Source organism: Pontibacter harenae (assembly GCF_020907245.1).
GTDB lineage: Bacteria > Bacteroidota > Bacteroidia > Cytophagales > Hymenobacteraceae > Pontibacter > Pontibacter harenae.
Genome location: NZ_JAJJWH010000028.1, coordinates 1 through 16,879 on the forward strand (window position 1 = coordinate 1; position 16,879 = coordinate 16,879).

13 protein-coding genes are annotated in these 16,879 nt (G+C 41.3%); 3 read left to right on the top strand and 10 right to left on the bottom strand.

Annotated elements, in window-relative coordinates; all coding sequences use genetic code 11:
- Positions 1 to 119: 119 nt before the first annotated feature.
- The 10 genes from LN893_RS13805 to LN893_RS13850 form a co-directional block, all read right to left on the bottom strand.
- Positions 120 to 596, bottom strand: a complete 477-nt coding sequence (locus tag LN893_RS13805) for a DinB family protein (protein WP_229971002.1) — start codon at positions 594 to 596, stop codon at positions 120 to 122.
- Between the two features lie 331 nt (positions 597 to 927).
- The gene (locus LN893_RS13810) at positions 928 to 2,061 is read right to left on the bottom strand and encodes an MFS transporter (RefSeq protein ID WP_229971004.1); all 1,134 of its coding nucleotides are present in this window, start codon (positions 2,059 to 2,061) and stop codon (positions 928 to 930) included.
- A gap of 231 nt (positions 2,062 to 2,292) precedes the next feature.
- Positions 2,293 to 2,727, bottom strand: coding sequence for a hypothetical protein (locus tag LN893_RS13815; RefSeq protein ID WP_229971006.1), 435 nt, complete (start codon positions 2,725 to 2,727; stop codon positions 2,293 to 2,295).
- Positions 2,728 to 2,874: 147 nt separating this feature from the next.
- Positions 2,875 to 4,326 carry an alanine/glycine:cation symporter family protein gene (locus LN893_RS13820; RefSeq protein ID WP_229971008.1) on the bottom strand — a complete coding sequence of 484 codons (1,452 nt, stop codon included), beginning with the start codon at positions 4,324 to 4,326 and terminating at the stop codon, positions 2,875 to 2,877.
- A 429-nt stretch (positions 4,327 to 4,755) separates the two neighbouring features.
- The gene (locus LN893_RS13825) at positions 4,756 to 6,753 is read right to left on the bottom strand and encodes a retaining alpha-galactosidase (RefSeq protein ID WP_229971010.1); all 1,998 of its coding nucleotides are present in this window, start codon (positions 6,751 to 6,753) and stop codon (positions 4,756 to 4,758) included.
- A gap of 579 nt (positions 6,754 to 7,332) precedes the next feature.
- Positions 7,333 to 7,599, bottom strand: coding sequence for a hypothetical protein (locus tag LN893_RS13830; protein WP_229971012.1), 267 nt, complete (start codon positions 7,597 to 7,599; stop codon positions 7,333 to 7,335).
- 237 nt (positions 7,600 to 7,836) lie between these two features.
- Positions 7,837 to 8,931 (bottom strand): ABC transporter permease, encoded by a 1,095-nt coding sequence (locus LN893_RS13835; RefSeq protein WP_229971014.1) that lies wholly within the window; start codon positions 8,929 to 8,931, stop codon positions 7,837 to 7,839.
- Positions 8,931 to 10,043: an ABC transporter permease gene (locus LN893_RS13840; RefSeq protein WP_229971015.1), complete on the bottom strand. Its 1,113-nt coding sequence runs from the start codon at positions 10,041 to 10,043 to the stop codon at positions 8,931 to 8,933. The genes LN893_RS13835 and LN893_RS13840 overlap by 1 nt, the downstream gene beginning before the upstream one ends.
- Before the next feature lie 8 nt (positions 10,044 to 10,051).
- On the bottom strand, positions 10,052 to 11,770 hold the full coding sequence (locus LN893_RS13845) for an ABC transporter substrate-binding protein (RefSeq protein ID WP_229971017.1): 1,719 nt from the start codon (positions 11,768 to 11,770) through the stop codon (positions 10,052 to 10,054).
- Positions 11,771 to 11,830: 60 nt separating this feature from the next.
- Positions 11,831 to 12,031, bottom strand: a complete 201-nt coding sequence (locus tag LN893_RS13850; protein WP_229971019.1) for a hypothetical protein — start codon at positions 12,029 to 12,031, stop codon at positions 11,831 to 11,833.
- 325 nt (positions 12,032 to 12,356) lie between these two features.
- Between LN893_RS13850 and LN893_RS13855 the strand changes: the two genes are divergently transcribed.
- Genes LN893_RS13855 through LN893_RS13865 form a run of 3 tightly spaced genes read left to right on the top strand, consistent with a single transcriptional unit; the run spans position 12,357 to position 16,788 of the window.
- Positions 12,357 to 13,844 (top strand): hypothetical protein, encoded by a 1,488-nt coding sequence (locus LN893_RS13855; RefSeq protein ID WP_229971021.1) that lies wholly within the window; start codon positions 12,357 to 12,359, stop codon positions 13,842 to 13,844.
- Positions 13,845 to 13,903: 59 nt separating this feature from the next.
- The gene (locus tag LN893_RS13860) at positions 13,904 to 15,412 is read left to right on the top strand and encodes a hypothetical protein (protein ID WP_229971023.1); all 1,509 of its coding nucleotides are present in this window, start codon (positions 13,904 to 13,906) and stop codon (positions 15,410 to 15,412) included.
- Between the two features lie 50 nt (positions 15,413 to 15,462).
- Positions 15,463 to 16,788 carry an MFS transporter gene (locus LN893_RS13865; RefSeq protein WP_229971025.1) on the top strand — a complete coding sequence of 442 codons (1,326 nt, stop codon included), beginning with the start codon at positions 15,463 to 15,465 and terminating at the stop codon, positions 16,786 to 16,788.
- Positions 16,789 to 16,879: the final 91 nt, after the last annotated feature.

The window sequence follows — 16,879 nt, forward strand, 5'->3', positions numbered from 1 at the left end:
ATAAACTCGCTTTGCAGAAAAGTTATGAAACAGGATAAGGCCTCTAGGCTCGTGCTTACTATCACAAGGCCTCTGGCCTTGAAAAACCTACAAATACCCTAAACCATTTACAAAAGGCTTTACTTCCAAATCCCCAGCAACCTTCTCAACACCAGGATCTCGCCCAAATGATAAGCGTTATGTTCAGCTACAAGCATCGCTTCGCGGAGTAAGTTTTGCCCGCTTCCATGAGCGAAGGGTTCGAAAAGATCGTTGTTCTGGTCTTGTACCAGTTGCACCATAGCGGCAAGCCCTTCTTTGATAGAGTTGATACTTGCATGTAGTGCGGCCTGGTTAGAGGGGACATCTTCTGTTGGCCAGTAGCCCTCAGGCCACGCAGGTGACTCATAAGAAGGATTTCGGCTGAACTCCAGAATGTCGTATAATGCAATGCGCAGGTGTTCTATGAGTTTCCAGAGCGTGTAAGGTAGTTCGGGTACTTTTTTACCTGCATCTTCTGCTGAGATTCCATCGAGTAGTTCATCAAGGGGAGTAAACGCCTGCCCACCCTGCATCAGTTTAACTAACTGATTTCGTAGTTGCTGATCATGTTCCATAGCACTTGTTAAGTTGTTCTATGAAATAAACGGGAATTTAAGCGGTGGGTATTTTGAAAGTGGTATTTTGATATTAGCCTCTGCTTCTTGATCCAACCACCCCCTGCCCCTCCTTTTCTAAGGCGGGGAGATCTTCTTACTGAAGCAACAGCTGTTCCCAAGTAGCCAACTTGCATCAGGCCACACTACTAGTTACCGCTTCGCTCAAACTGGCGGTAGGTATAGATTGTATTGATGAAAACTTCGTTTTTTCCCTTCATAGTTAATTTGGGAAATGTTCGATAACTTAACCAAATACGCTGCAGTACACCTTTAATTTCTAATTTCTCTATTAGTTTTTCAGCTTAAAGAACAGCTGTGAAATGGGTATTAGCATAAGTCCTGAGAGGGCGAAGGTGATAAAGGCAAACTTTAGGCTGGTAGCATGGGCAATGTAGCCGATCAGCGGTGGTCCCATCAGCATACCAACTATACCGTAAGTTACAATAAGAGAAAGGGCTATGCCTGGAGAATACTTTTTGGAGGCACCTGCCAACGTGTACGTCATGGGTATAACAGAGGCTGTGCCAAATCCTACAAGCGAAAAACCGATCATGGCTGGCCAGAAGCTTGGGAAGAGGATGGCCAGTGTAATGCCGCAAAAGATAAGTGTTGCGCTGAAAATATACGTCTTCGGCATGCCGATCCTGTCGATGATCTTATCTGAAATAAATCTGGAGAGCGCCATGAATGACATGAAAATCAGGTAACCAGCCGTGAACACATCTTCTTTTACCACCTGCTGGAAATAGATGCCGCTCCAGTCGAACATGCCTCCTTCACAAACGGCAGCAAAGAATACGAGCAGGCCCAGGTACAGAATATAAGGATCTGGCTTGCCAAAAGCGAGTTTGTTACCAGAGGTGGCTTTGTCGTTTCGGAGCAGAAACCTGGACGCTGTGATGGTAATGAGTATAACAGCTGTTGCAACAGAAAGTAAATGTGGCGTAATAGCAACGTTAAGCGAAACAAGTAGGGTTGTAAAACCAATACCCACAATGCCGCCTGTGCTCCAAAGGGCGTGAAAAGAGCCGTTTATTTTGAGGTCGAATTGTTTTTGCAGTGTAATGGCCTGCGTGTTAACGGCAATGTTGAAGATACGCATGGTTAAGGAGAGCAGGAAGAGCGCCATGATCAGTGCCACCGTGGTGTTGGCAAAACCTATGCAAGCAAGTGCTACCGCATGAAACACCATCGCTGCTGTTAAAGGTACCCTGCTATCGAACTTGCTCACCAGCCATCCTGATAAAGGTAAACCGATAAGGGAGCTGATGGGCATGGTCAGAAGAACGGTTCCCAACTCGGCCTCGTTTAAATGTAAAGCCGCTTTTATGGTTGGTATTCTGGAGGCCCAACTGGAGAAGCTAAAGCCAGAAAGAAAGAAGAATAGACTAAGGGAAATTCGTTGCTTATCTAGTAACCGCATTATCGTAAAATATATGAGCGCAAATATCTGACTTATTTGCGCTCATAGTACGGTTTTAAAGCTGGAAGGGAGAGCTTTATTTTTTGATTAGTTTAGCAGGTAGTACAGTAATTCTCCAACTCTTTTACCGCCTTCGTAAATGAAGAAGGCAGATAACATGATGAAAATATACCTAATATACCTGTTGCTTAAAAAGATGGTGTACTTCTCCATGTGCTTGTTTCGGGTGGTTTACTCAAGTATAATTGTTCTTCTATCGTTTACATCTTTGGGAATAGGAGCGCCATTTAGGAAAGCCTCTTCTATGGTTAAAGAGGAGCAGCACTTTCCAGTTCTGTAATCCAGGTTGAACGAAAGATTATAAAGATCATAACCATCTACTTGTAGAGTATAATCCGTGATCTGCCTGTTTAAATAGACTTCCATATAGCTTTCCGCTGCCTGCTCCACAAAATAAAGTGGTAGGGTGTCTGACGGACTTCCAGCAGCATAAATCTTTACCTGATTTTGCTCTAAAGTACCGTTGCTTATCAAGTTTTCACCCTGCGGGTCTGTCAACTTAAAAACAAATGGTTCCTGTATACACTCCAGATCTTCACATTCATTCCCACAGCCACAAAAGAACAAAAGGGAAAGGAAAAGCAGGACATAAGGGAACCTTATCATAGTTATCTATCAGCTAACGCTAAAATAAAGGCTTGCCTAAGCAAATTAACGGTACAAAATTATGAAGAGAACGAAAGCTATACAGACAGCAGCAGAAAAGTATATTCCTCCAATGGACCTGCTTATGAAGAGCAATCAGAATTTCACCTACGCCACTACTTCTTTTTGTGGAGCCTCCTGCTCTTGCCATTCATCTGCGTTTTTGATACCTAAGCTCACTGGGTTGAATACAGGATCTTTACCTGCATTACGCTGAGCTTGGTAATCTTTAAGGGCACGCAGGGCAGGTTTTCTGAGCAGAATAATAGCGACCACGTTAAGCCAAGCCATTATACCTACTCCAATATCGCCTAAAACCCAGGCAGATTCTGCTGTTTTAACGGAACCGTAGAAAGTTGCAAAAAGAATAAGCCCTCTCAGCGCCCAAAGCGTCCACTTATTTCCTTTAGCATCTAGGTAACTGAGGTTAGTTTCGGCAATGTAGTAGTAAGCCATAATGGTGGTAAAGGCAAAAAGCAACAGGGATATGGCTACGAATCCACTACCTAGCGATGGGAAGTATGTATTAACAGCCTGCTGTGTATATTCTGGACCATAGGCTACACCTGGCAAATTTTCTACTATAAAGCCACCATCTGGATTTACTACATTGTATTGGCCAGTAAACAGGATCATAAAAGCTGTAGCCGTACAAACAAACAGAGTATCCACGTAAACAGAAAATGCCTGTACCAAGCCTTGCTTTACGGGGTGGCTTACCTCTGCAGCCGCAGCGGCATGTGGTGCAGTACCTTGCCCTGCCTCGTTAGAGTAAATACCCCGTTTCACTCCCCAGGAAATAGCCATACCGAAAACACCCGCAAAAGCAGGTTCTATGTCGAAAGCAGACTTCACAATTAGGCTGATGACAGCAGGAACTTCTGATATGTTCATACCGATAATTACTAACGTCATCAGAATGTAAGCACCAGCCATGAAAGGAACAGCAATTTCGGCTACCTTTCCGATACGCTTTACTCCTCCGAAAATAATAAGTGCCAGCAGTGCTGTAATAGCACCACCTGTAACGGCCACAGGTACATCAAAAGCTGTGTTTACACTAGTGGCAATGCTGTTACTCTGCACACCTGGCAGGAATAAGGCCATACTGACAATAGTTGCTACCGCAAAAACTACGGCATACCATTTTATGCCAAGGCCTTTCTCAATGTAATATGCTGGTCCGCCACGGTACTCGCCGTGCTTTACCTGCTTGTAAATCTGGCCTAAAGTAGCCTCTATAAAAGCCGAAGAACTTCCCAGGAAAGCGATCATCCACATCCAGAAAACAGCACCAGGGCCACCCATGGCAATGGCTGTTGCCACACCTGCTATGTTGCCCGTGCCCACACGACCTGCAATGGCAATAGAAAAGGCCTGAAAGGAACTTACTCCTTTGTTAGAGGACTCACCATTGAAAAGCAGGCGAAGCATTTCGCGCAGGTAACGCACTTGCAGGAAGCGTGTTACAACAGAAAAATAAATACCTGCTCCCAGGCAAAGTATAATAAGTGCATTGCTCCAAACAATGTCGTTTATTGAGCTGATGATGTTTTCCATGTAATTCTAGCGATAGGATAAGCTTATCAGAAACGGCTATTGAGCTGTTTTTGAGGTTAAATCATTTTTTTGGCTTCATAAAGTAAGTCATTTTTTTAAAAGCGACCAAGATATTTGGAGGGGGGAAGGACAAATATTCGTCCTTTTGAACTGAAGAGGAGTACTACTGCCAGGGCAAAAGAATTGGAAGGCTCTTTTTGATCTCGCTATACGATCTTTTATTTGATGATACTTTAGAAAGTGGCTTTGGGTAGATACAAGGCCAGAGGCCTTGTGACAGTGAGCACGAGCCTGGAGGCTCGCGCTATGGTTAGTTAATTGATTAAACAGCCCGTTGCTGTACGATTCAACACGGCAACGGGCTGTTTAACTGAATAAAGTACTTATTATTTGAGAATTACAAGTGCAAGGAAAGTGAAAGAGTTGAATCTACTCCTGGTAAATTCGGGCAACATAACCTCCGCCTGGGGCCATGGAGATTTTTAGCTTTCGGTTTTGAGGTACCGAAATGATTTCGTGCTTATAGTCAGAAGCAACACGGTCGGCGTTAATGCCGTCTTTGAAAATCTCGGCCTTGTAATTGCCTTCTCCCATAAAAGATAAGTCAAGCTCCATTTCGCGTGCATCCCAATTTGTTAAAGCACCTACATACCATTCTTTCCCTTTTCTTCTGGCTATAGCTATGTGCTCGCCTATTTTTCCCTCTAAGGCTACGGTGTTATCCCAAACCTCTGGAACAGCGGAAATAAATTTAGTGCTCTCGGCTTCTTTCATGTAGTTTGTAGGGTTGTCGGCCAGCATGTTTATAGGAGATTCAAACACAACATACTCTGCTAGTTGGCGGGTGCGGGTGCCTTGGCTCATAGGTTCCGAGTTGATAGGGCGGTAGTTGCCGCGGGTAGCATTTCGCATAGCTCCCTGGGTGTAGTCTATCGGGCCGGCCAGCATACGAATAAAAGGCATTGTAACATCATACGTTACCTGGTCTACCTCTGGGCTAGACCATTTCATCTGCTCCAAACCGTGTACACCTTCAAAATTGATCACGTTCGGGTACGTACGCTGTAAACCTGTAGGCTTATAAGCACCATGAAAATCGAGGAGTAGCTTATGTTTTGCAGCAACCTCAGCAGCTCTGTAGTAGAAGTCGACAGCCTGCTGATCATCGCGGTCCATAAAATCAACTTTAAACCCTTTTACGCCCATGTCCGCATAATGTCTGGCCACATTTTCCATGTCTCTGTCGAAGGCATGGTAGCCTGCCCAAAGTATAATGTCTACATTTTTCTGCTTTCCGTACGCAATCAGTTCTTGTAAATCTATTTCAGGAACAACCTGCATCAGGTCTGCTTGCAAATTAACGGCCCAACCTTCGTCCAGAATCACATATTCGATGTTATTGGCAGCTGCAAAATCGATGTAGTACTTGTAGGTAGGATTGTTGATGCCAGCCCTGAAGTCTACCCCAGAAACGTTCCAATCGTTCCACCAGTCCCAGGCAACTTTACCAGGCTTTATCCAGGATACATCTTTTACACGAGAGGGAGAGGCTAGCTTATAGACCATATCGCTATCTGCCAGTTCTTTGTCTTCGGATGATATCACCATGGCACGCCACGGGAAGGTGCGGGTACCTGCTGCTTTGGCGATAAAGTTTTCACGCTCCTTTACCAGAAGTTGCAGTTTGTTATGCCCACCTTGCTCTATCTTCTTTGGGTAGGGAGCAAAAACACCTGTCAGCGCAGTGTTGCCATTTTTGTTGATCAGGTACATGCCAGGATAGCTTTCCAGGTCCGCCTCCGTTATCACCACTTTTTTATCTTTGGCAACCACTACCACAAGCGGAAGGAAAGCCAATCTTTCAGAATCAAGTTTTGTGAGTGGGCTGTGGGTGTAGGTGTTTTCGAAAGAGTTCCAGAACTGCTCCTCAATGCTTGTTTCCCTTTCCTGCTTCACGTAAGGCACTATGGCCGTATGATCTGCATTAAAATTGAAGGTAGCTTCTTCGTTCAACACATTGAAATCCTTCTTCTTGTTGGTAGCAAATCGATATGCCACGCCATCGTTGTAGGCTCGGAAAATGACGCTGTAGTCTCCTCTGAAATTCAGAACTAACTCGTTGTAATTGTTTTTCACCTGCGCCCTTTTGTACACTGGTGCCTGAATCGTTTCGTTTACGCTGTTTCGCTTCGAGTTTTTAAGGCGGGGCTTTACACCCAACGATTCGCCATTGGAGAGCTGCATAGAAATAGGCGAGGGAGCAAGCACTACATCTTCTTCATGCGTAACGGAATAGTTGATTTTGTCTTGTAGACCTACTGTTGCTTTTATCTTTCCGTCAGGCGATTGTACCGTATAACTTTGTGCGATGCTAACAGAACTGTAGGAGGTAATGATTAAGACTAATAGTATGAACTTATGCTTCATGGGGTGTAAGTAGTGGCTTGTTTCGGAAATCAACTTACAAAGAATTTGCAGGAGTAAAAAGCAGAGAAGGCTAAAGCAGGTGTATAATTCCTCTCTGTTTAAGAAGATTATGCTACACTGCTCAAATTATCTGTAAAAAAATGCTGAAAAGTAACAGCTGCTTAAATCAGAAATAAAGGAAAAGAGAGGTTGTGGGAGGGAAGTCCTTTTGTTGTTGGAGGAGCACTTCTGAAAGTGAAGTTTGATTTGTAGGTAGACTAAGAGGCTATGTAGTACTGAGGATTAGCACTGCCTTGTAAGTCTTAGAAGTACGAATTAGGTCAAGTGTGGAATATGAGCTCAGCTTAATTTGCGTAAACAGAATTCCTACACATAATAGCAGGAACCTGTTTATTACACAAACAACCAATGTTTACTATAGAGCCTATATTAGTAGAAGCTTCTGAAGCTAAGATTTATTGCAAACGGCTGCACACTTTAATCCTGATGAGAGTTATGCTCCCCACTTAGAATTACCTGCTTATGCTCTAAAAAAGGCTTAAACATGCTGTAGAGCCTGTTCAGCTAGCTTAGTTTTATTTAATAAAGAATGTAAGCCTGACTTTCTGAGGGAGCATAGTTTTCGGCTACGCCAACAAAATAATCCCCAATGAGTATACCCGCACCACTGTCAACTGCCATGGCTCCATCGCGGTAGGTAATCACATCGCCGTCTATGGTAGAGAAATCGTAAGAACTTTCTTCAACAGCAGCATAGCTTTGCCACACCATAAAAGGCTGTATACTAATGCTAAGCACCGTATTCGTTAAACAACTGATGGCTGACGGAGTCATAATTGTGTTCATGTGCCGATTGAGTTATGTTTCAACTCTACAATGTTACTTCACAATATGCTGTTTAAACAGGAATATCTGAACACGAAAGTAACATTATGGATTTTTATATATTTATATAGTAGGATATATGAATACTAGAAAGAAAGATTGTATAATGAAATGCAGGATAGTAATTTTGATACTTTGTTTGCTGAGGGTATGTAATTAGAGAAGCTGTAATTAGTAGATATTGGTATAAAGTAACATTTAACTGGCCTTTCTTTTACCAGTTGATGTTAAAACATGGTGGCTAAAGGTTTGCAAGGCAAGTACAGTTAGGGCCAGAAAAAAGCCAGGGAGTAACACGAGCCACCAAGCACCTGTATTGGATTTAATGCCAGCTATTGTCCTTCCCCAACTTACCAGTGTGCCAGGTATGCCAATCCCGAGGAAAGAGAGGGTGGACTCAAGGGTCATGAGTCCTGCTACACCAAAAGTAAAGGTTACAACCAAAGGGGCCAGCATGTTAGGAAGCACATGCCTGTATACCAGTTTAAAATCGCTTACCCCTAATGCGACTGCGGCCTCAAAAAAGGGTAACTGTTTTACTTTAAGCGTTTCTGCCCTTGCTAAACGTGCAGTACCTGTCCAGTATGTAAAAATAAGCAACATGATCAGTATATAAACTGATGGAGCCATGAACGAAGCCAAAGCCAGGATTAAGATAAGCTTCGGAATACTGGTAAATAATTCGATCAACCTAATCAGTAACCTATCAGCAGGTATAGAGAGTTTACGCTGCAGCAACTGAACTTTCATCAGAAGCGGAAGTAAAAGTTTGATAGCGAGCAACACTATGACAATGGCAATAGAGATACTGACCAAAGTATAGGAGATGCTCTTATCGGTTAGCATTGCTACAGAAGGCAAGTACAAGCCATAGTATACAAAGGCCGCAAAAGCTAAGAGCAGCACTAGCAAACTGGCGAAAGACAATTTTAACTTCTTGTTACCATAAAAAGCGGCAAAGGCACCAAGTAAAGTACCAATAGCAGCTACAGCCAACATAACTGGTATGCTAATAAATACAGCAGTTCGGGCTCCGTACAGGATATTAGCCAGCATGTCCCGCCCAAGCCCGTCAGTGCCTAGCCAGTGGAATGCTTTATCAGGTTGTTTTGATTCCCAAGGGAACGGAGCTTGGTAGGTGTGGGTAAGGTCAAGTTCGTTTGGCAGGTACGGTATAGGCAGCCAAGGTAACACCATAACTAGTATAGTCAGTAACATCAGGTACGCGCAAGCTAGCCTGAAGGAAAGCTTCTCGCGCAACAGAAGTTTTATGTGCAGCCACAGCATCTCCATTAGCCGTTCAGGTTTAGGCGCGGGTCTGCCATTTGGTAAAGAACATCCGAAGTAAGATGGGCTAAGACTTTTATAGTCGCAATAACTAACACGATGCCCACAATCACAGGGTAATCTCTGGCTAAGATTGAATCGATTAGCAGACTGCCCATACCAGGTATGGCAAAAATGGTTTCTATAATAACGGCACCTGCCACCAGTGCAGGTAAAAAATCTGTCAGTAAGGTGATAACAGGTAATAGTGCATTCGGGAGTACATGTTTCCTTATAACTTTTTTCTCTTGTAGTCCTTTTGCTTTTGCCGTTCTGCTAAAATCAGCCAGTAGGGTATCTGTGACAGATCTGTAAATCTGGGTTGTAAGGTAGGGGAGGTTGGCCAGCGTAAGACAAAGGATGGGAAGAACCATGTATGGAAATTTACCTGCCAATTGTTGCCACCAATTTGACCCCATACTGCCGTAATACCCTAAGCCGTAAACTGGGAAAAGCTGTAAAAAGGCAGGGCTCGCAAATAGTACCAGTAACAGCAGGGCCAGCACAAACATAGGTACGCTGTCTAAAACGAAAAGCGAGGGTAGTATAAGTTTGCGTGAAAGCTGCCTACGTTGCTGTGCCAGATGTACACTAACTTCAAGTGCTACAACGGAAGCTAAGGCCATGCTGATAAGCAGAATGAGAAAGGTGTTGCCTATTCTATTGAGCAGGATGTTGCTAACTGCATCTCCGTTTTTGTAAGAGGTGCCTAAATTGCCTTTCACTAAATTAGTGAGCCAGTTGTGGTACTGGTTTAGAGTGCCATGCCACTGTAGGTTTGGTAAGAAAAAGCGGTAGTCTAAGCCTATCTGTTCTGTTACCTCTACCGCTTGAGAAACGGAAGGTTCAGCTAAACTAAAATAGAAGAGGGGCAGGTTTAGGCCAGTTCGTTGTAGATAATCCTGGTATACCTGTTGTCGGCTACTGTTGCTGCCTTTGCTATAATAGCTGTCCTGCTGCAAAATTCTTTCTTCTCCAAAATTACCCGGCAAACTTCTGCTCAGTAAAAAAACCAGCGAAGCTAACAGCCAAAGAAACGGCACCGAAAGCGCAAGTCGTTTAAGCACGTACGGCAGCATGGCTGTTTCTACTCTGATAAAGTAAAAGAGCTTACATCGTAGTTAGGGCGCAGACCAGATACTCGTGTGTCGTCAAACCTCTTGTGAATCGCCAGGCGCTCTTTTTTATAGTATAGCGTTATAAAAACAGCTTCATCGTGTATAATAGACTGTAATCTTTTTAATTGTCTTGCCTTTTCCTGCTCATTTTCTGTTGCGTTAATGGCATCTAAAAGCTCATCACTTTCAGGTGTTCCAAAGCCTGTGTGGTTGCTGCCTCCCTCTTCTGCGAAGGCTGTGTGCAGGAGCGGCTTAAAATTAAAAACAAAAGGATTACCGCCTATAGGCCTGAAAAACATGTCGAAGTTATGAGAGCGGGAACGCTGGCTTAAAAGGCTGCCTTCTAAGGGCTGTATCGTTACAGGTATGCCTGCCTGGGCTGCACTTTGCTGAAAAATAACAGCTGTATTATCTAAAACGTTGTTGCCAGCTCTGTAGTTAAGCTCAATGGTAAGTTGCTGTCGGTCGCCGTTTATAGTCTTGAACCAACCTGCTTGCTCGCGTTGCCAACCAGCAGCTTCTAATAGTTTTGCAGCCACCTGAACTGAGTAGGAGTAAGGTCTTATGTCGCTGTTATAAAATTCCTCGATGGATGGAGGAACAGGACCCACTGAGGCCGTAGCAAAGTTCTCCTGTGTTACCTGAATAAAACTATTCACGTCTAACAAGTGAGCAATAGCCTGCCTTGTCCTTTTATCAGAAAACTTAGGTAAGCGGCTGTTTAGCCCTGCATATGTAAATTCATAGGAGTCAGGTGTATGCAAAGCATAATCCGCCATAAAAGAGTTGTCTTGCTGTAACTGCTTAAATTCAGCAACAGGAATGTTATCCAGCACATCCAGCTGTTTGTTCCGAATAGCCAAAAGTGCTGTGGTGTTATCTGGTATAATCTGAAAGCTGATGCGCTCAGGGTTAGCTGTAAGATGTTTTGCGTCATCTACATTATTTCCCCACCAGTTATCCTTGCGTTTCAAGGTTATGTACTGGCCCGAAACCCATTCATCTAAAACATAACCCGCACTGCCTTGCAGCAGTTGCTTGTTTTTGGCAAAGTCTACGCTGTTAAACTTTTGGGCGTAGGCCTTCAAAGACTTATTGTTTTCTAGCTCAGAAAGGTCTTCCGAAAATGTGGTGACTTTGAAAGGCTTTAAAAGACCTTCAGGGTCAAATAAGTATGCTGGTAATATAAAATAGTCTCCAGACAGCAATACCATTTCGGGCATATAGCCATCACAAACTAAGGTAAATTTCTTAGGACTCTCTTCGTCAACGACGATGTCCTTTATGAATTCAACCTGCGGTTTAAGATGTTCGTTGTTTAGGAGCGGCGCTTTTAAGACTTTGAGGGTAAATGCTACATCATTTGCTGTAACAGGACTGCCGTTACTCCACTTAGCCCCGTCTCTTAAGGTATAGGTAATATAAGTAACCGAATCTCGCCGCTCTACCACTGGCATACTTTCAGCCAGGTAAGGCTTTATTTCATCGTCAGCCAAATCGGCACTTAGCAGACTTTGAAACATTAGGTTTACCACCTGCAACGCCTCAGCGCTATTATAACTAACAGGGCTAAGAGATTCTGGGTCTACAGCAAACCTTAACCTTACCTCATCGGGTTGACGTTTGGTTTGGCTACAGTAAGTAAATAAAAAAAGTAAGCTTAATAAAAGTAATTGTCTAATCCGCATTCTTGATCCCTTTGGCTAAAGTTGTTTCAAAGGCAAGATAGGGAAAGAAAGTTACAGTTATTAATCATTTTCAACCCAGTTTGTGCTGCCACCAAATGTACCCACTGTCCCAGTGTTGTTCTTTTTCTTATTAAAGAAGGTACTTTCTTTCGTTTCTTTTTTAGCATTAGGGCGAGTATATGTATCAGGAGAATTAGTTTCTGATGTTCCACCAAATATTAAAGCTAAGTAAAGGGCGAAGGATGTAAATAGTGATGCCATGATTTTTTAGAGTTAATGTTCATTACAAATGTCGCTGCGCAGTAACGAAATATAAAGGAAGATTATACTGAAAAAGTAACTATAAAAATAATAATACTTGTTGAAGTAATATTAATTACTTAACTCTAAAACCTTATTTTAAATAAATATTTAGTATTTAAATAGAAAAAAAATTTTGTTGATTTTTTAATAAGTAACATTTTTATATTTACAATATTAGTAGTTTTATAGAATAAGTAAAAGGAAATAAGTTCAACTCTGTAACTTTTCTTTTTTTAATAATTTTTATAATTAAGTAAATATTAATGAGCCTTTTTATGAGATTATGCAAGAGTTAACAAGAGTAATTGGGGTTTTAGTAACTAAACTTAATAGTGCCGATTTGGTAAATATTTCGGTTAATAGTAACAGTAAAGAATGTATCTTCATACAAAATATTTCGAATGGTACCTACAAATCAGATATAGAAGCATCTAAAGACCTTTACAAAGCGGGACCTAATGATGTAAGGTACAAAATGCTTAAGCATAGGGTTAGAAAAAGACTTTACCAGTTGCTCCTATCAGTTGAGTTATCAAAAACTAAGTTAAGACACGTATTTCAAAAGGAGCAAGAATGTGTACGTCTTCTTGACCATGCCCAGCTTTTGTTGAGGTTAGCCGAATATGATTTGGTACTTAGTGTGTGTAGTAAAGTGATAAATTTAGCATCTAAATACGGGTTCAACAGTTTGGTTTTAGCAGCTTTGGAACTTGAATTGGCTAGTTTAACAGAAAAAGGAGCCTCTAAACTTTACTTTAAAAGTAAGAAAGTTTATAATGAATATTCTAAAGTCGTTAGTCAGGAAAAAGAGGCAACTTCCCTGTTTCAATTTGCGAAGGTAACAAACAAGATATCTGTTAAAGGTAGAAAAGATCTCTATAACACTTTAAGTACTTATGTTGAAAGACTTGAAGAGTTATGGAAGGAGTCAGGTTCATATGATTGTTTTAATGCCTACTACAAAGTGTCAATTCTATATTATGAACTAGCTGGAAACTTCGATAATATAATTAAGCTAACTGAGGAATCTGCTGCTCTCGTTGAACAGGGGATAGTCAACAAGGATCGTTTTGAATTAAAGTACAATGCTTATATACTTGTATATGCTCATTTAAGAGCTAAGAAATTTGATAATGGCTTAAAGTATGCAGATATGTACTTATGCTACTTTGATCCTCATTCGCATAATTGGTTTTCATTTTTAGAAAATTACTTCTTGCTAGCTGTGCATGCAAATCAGTATGAAATCTCTAACACAGTTTTGAAGCAAGCACAAAGTAATAGTTTCTACAATAAGTTATTTGATACAGCAAAGGAAAGGTGGAAATTATATAGTGCTTACCTTTATTTTATAAGTCCTGCAGCGGCTACATTAGAATCTTTCAATTACTTAGATTTAGTTTTATCAGTTACAGAGTATAGCAAAGATAAACAGGGCTTTAACGTTGCCATCCTTATCCTTCAATTTATGCACTTCTTGCGTAGGGGAGATGCTGAGGCTTTACTCTATCGTATAGAAAGCTTAAAAAAATATATTCTTACTCACCTTAAGGATTCCTTTAGCTTAAGAAGTAAATTATTTCTTAAGTTACTCATCTTAACAGTAACTGAAAATTTTTCTGTCAGTTCATGTAGATTAAAAGGGGAGAAACATTTAAGAAAGCTTAGAGAAACTCCTATTCCTGGAGATGCTTATGCCGAAATAGAGATTGTTCCTTATGAACATCTATGGGAGTTTATCCTTTGTGATTTAGAAAAGATGAGAGCATAGCCAAACCATTTGATTTAAACCCTTTTAGGTTAAATGTTTTTACATTATTTTACCTTTCAATGGAAGAACTGAGGAGACTAGTTAAAATATTCAATGAAAATAAGTTTGACAAAATATATAGTATCTCTTTACTAGAAGAAGACAGCCAAGAGTCAAGGCTATTTAAGCTAGCTAGTTCAAAAAAGAACCTGACAGACAAAGAGGTAGAAGAAAAACTATACTTTGCAGATGCGGGTTCGTCTGCTTACAGGATGCTAAAGTCGCGCCTTAAAAAGAAGCTTTATAAGTCTCTACATTTGCTCGATATGCAAAAGAGATTCTTAAATGAATCCTTTCATGATGAGAAAGATCTTCATGAGCAGCTGTTGACAGTGAGAATTCTAGTAAATGTTGGCGAGTTTACTTTAGCTGAAAAAACAGCAAATCAAGTACTAGCACGCGCAAAGAAGCAAGGGTATGTTCAGATTACTGTTTTTGCTCTTGAAAGACTAGTCGGAATAGCAGTACATGATTCTTCACTTGCAAAGCTTGATTTATACGAAAGAGAACTTGAACATTATAGAGAATTATATAAGCTTGAGGATAAAGCAAGGTCACTGTATCTGAGAGCAAGATTAATACTTAATAGTAAAGTTGAGGAACGTAGCAGGTACATTAACAATGTGCCCTCTATCATAGAAGAACTGAAGCTTGTGTGGCAGACTACAGGCTCTAGTAAAAGCTTTGCGTATTATGTAAGAATTAACTTTTTTTACCTGGAATGTATAGGTGCCTTCAATGCTATTGTAGAGGCTGTTGAAGAAATAAACACTTTAGTATCTAAAGGAGTAGTTGATGCTAACAGTTACAGTGAGCAGTATATTCGTTTTATTTACTTGTATGCTTGCTTACGGGTTAATAGATTCACGGAAGGGCTTGAAAGCGCTGAAAAATTTGAGGCGCTTATTCCAGAAGAAAATATCAATTGGTTTGCTTACAAAGAAAATCACTTTCTACTTGCAGTCCATAGTAGGAATTATAAACTAGCAATTAAAATTCTTAATCAGGTTTCGACTAATGATGCATATCAGAGAATAGGACAAGTTTTTAAAGAAAAATGGAGCGTATTTAAGCGTGCTGCAACGTTTATATTTGGAGTTGATGAAGACATTTCAAATTTACCCTTTGATGATGTGCGGGTTGAGGAGCCTTTATCTTTATCAAAAGATAAACAAGGCTTCAATGTTTTTCTAATCGTCCTCGATTTTATCGAAAAACTAAAGGGCAAGGAATACGAAGCGCTTTTTAAGTTAGAGGAACGTTTACAGAAGTACATTTTAGTGCATTTCAAATCACCAGAAACAGAGCGTAATAAGCTATTGCTAAGATTGCTGCTAACTACTATAAGAGAAGAGTTTGATGCGACAAAGGTAAGAAAGAAAGGAGCCATGTTATTTCAAAAGCTTCAAGCTACACCAGTTCCTGGAGATGCATATGCCGAAGTGGAAATAATTCCTTTCGAACATTTGTGGGAATTTATTTTGGCTCTACTTCCTGTTGGAACAAAATCTACTGTTAAACAAAAGTAAAGTAAGGCTGTGCTGCCTTTTGCATGCAGAAATATTTGCTATATTTCTGCATGCAAAAAAATAATCCCACCGTTACCAGGGCCTGGTGCTTTTATGATTGGGCAAACTCTGTTTATTCACTGGTTATCACGTCTACGATATTCCCGATATATTATAGCGCGGTAGCCAAAAACCCAGAGACAGATTCATCCATAGTCAACTTCTTTGGATTTGAACTGCAGAGTTCGGTGTTATTCTCTTATGCGGTGTCGGGTGCTTTTCTCATTATTGCGGCACTTAGCCCTTTTCTAACAGCCATTGCAGATTATAGTGGGCGCAAAAAGCTTTTTATGCGGCTGTTCTGCTATTTAGGTTCTATATCCTGTGCTGCCCTTTTCTTTTTCACAAAAGAAACCTTCTCCATATCTGTCATTTTTTTCGTGCTAGCCTCTATCGGTTTTAGCGGCAGTATAGTATTTTATAACTCTTACTTACCAGAAATAGCCACCGAAGACCAGTACGATAAGTTAAGTGCTCAAGGCTTTTCATTAGGATATATAGGTTCGGTGTTGCTGCTGGTGTTTAACCTGGCCATGATCATGCAGCCAGGTTGGTTCGGTATTGCTGCTGATAACACAAGCCTCCCGCCACGTATAGCTTTTTTAACGACAGGTATCTGGTGGTTTGGCTTTGCACAATATTCATTTTACCACTTGCCAGGAAACGTGTACCACCGCAAGCCTGGCGGGAGCTGGGTGCTAAACGGCTTTAAGGAATTGCAGAAAGTGCTAAACCAAGTAAAGGAGCTGCCGCTGCTGAAACGCTTTTTGCTGGCTTACTTTTTCTACAACATGGGGGTGCAAACGGTAATGTATGTGGCCACTATCTTCGGGATAGAAGTACTAGCCTTGCCTGATGAAGCGTTAATCATTACGATATTAATCATACAGTTGGTAGCCATAGCTGGCGCTTACGGGTTTGCTGCTCTATCGAACAAGTATGGCAACATCAAAGCGCTTATCATAGCCGTTATTATTTGGATAGGCATTTGCATTGCGGCTTACTTTATCAATTCAGCAAATCAGTTTTATGTGTTGGCGGCTGTTGTGGGTTCTGTCATGGGTGGCATTCAGTCGCTCTCCAGGTCTACCTACTCCAAACTTATTCCTGCCACTACAATAGAGCATGCTTCTTTCTTCAGCTTTTATGATGTGACGGAGAAAATCTCCATTGTTCTGGGTACACTTGCTTACGGTGCCATCGCTCAGCTAACAGGCTCCATGCGCTATAGTATTTTAGCCCTGATCGTATTCTTTGCTCTTGGGTTACTTTTCTTAAGTCTGGTGAAAGGAAAAAGGACACTACAGGCAGAGCAGGAGAGGGTGAAGGTGAGTTAAGGGTTGAGAGTTTAGAGTTAAGAGTTATGAGATGAAGGTGGTTTATTCGGTATCTGTCCACCATAACTGGAAAGCCAACATAAAAAAGATT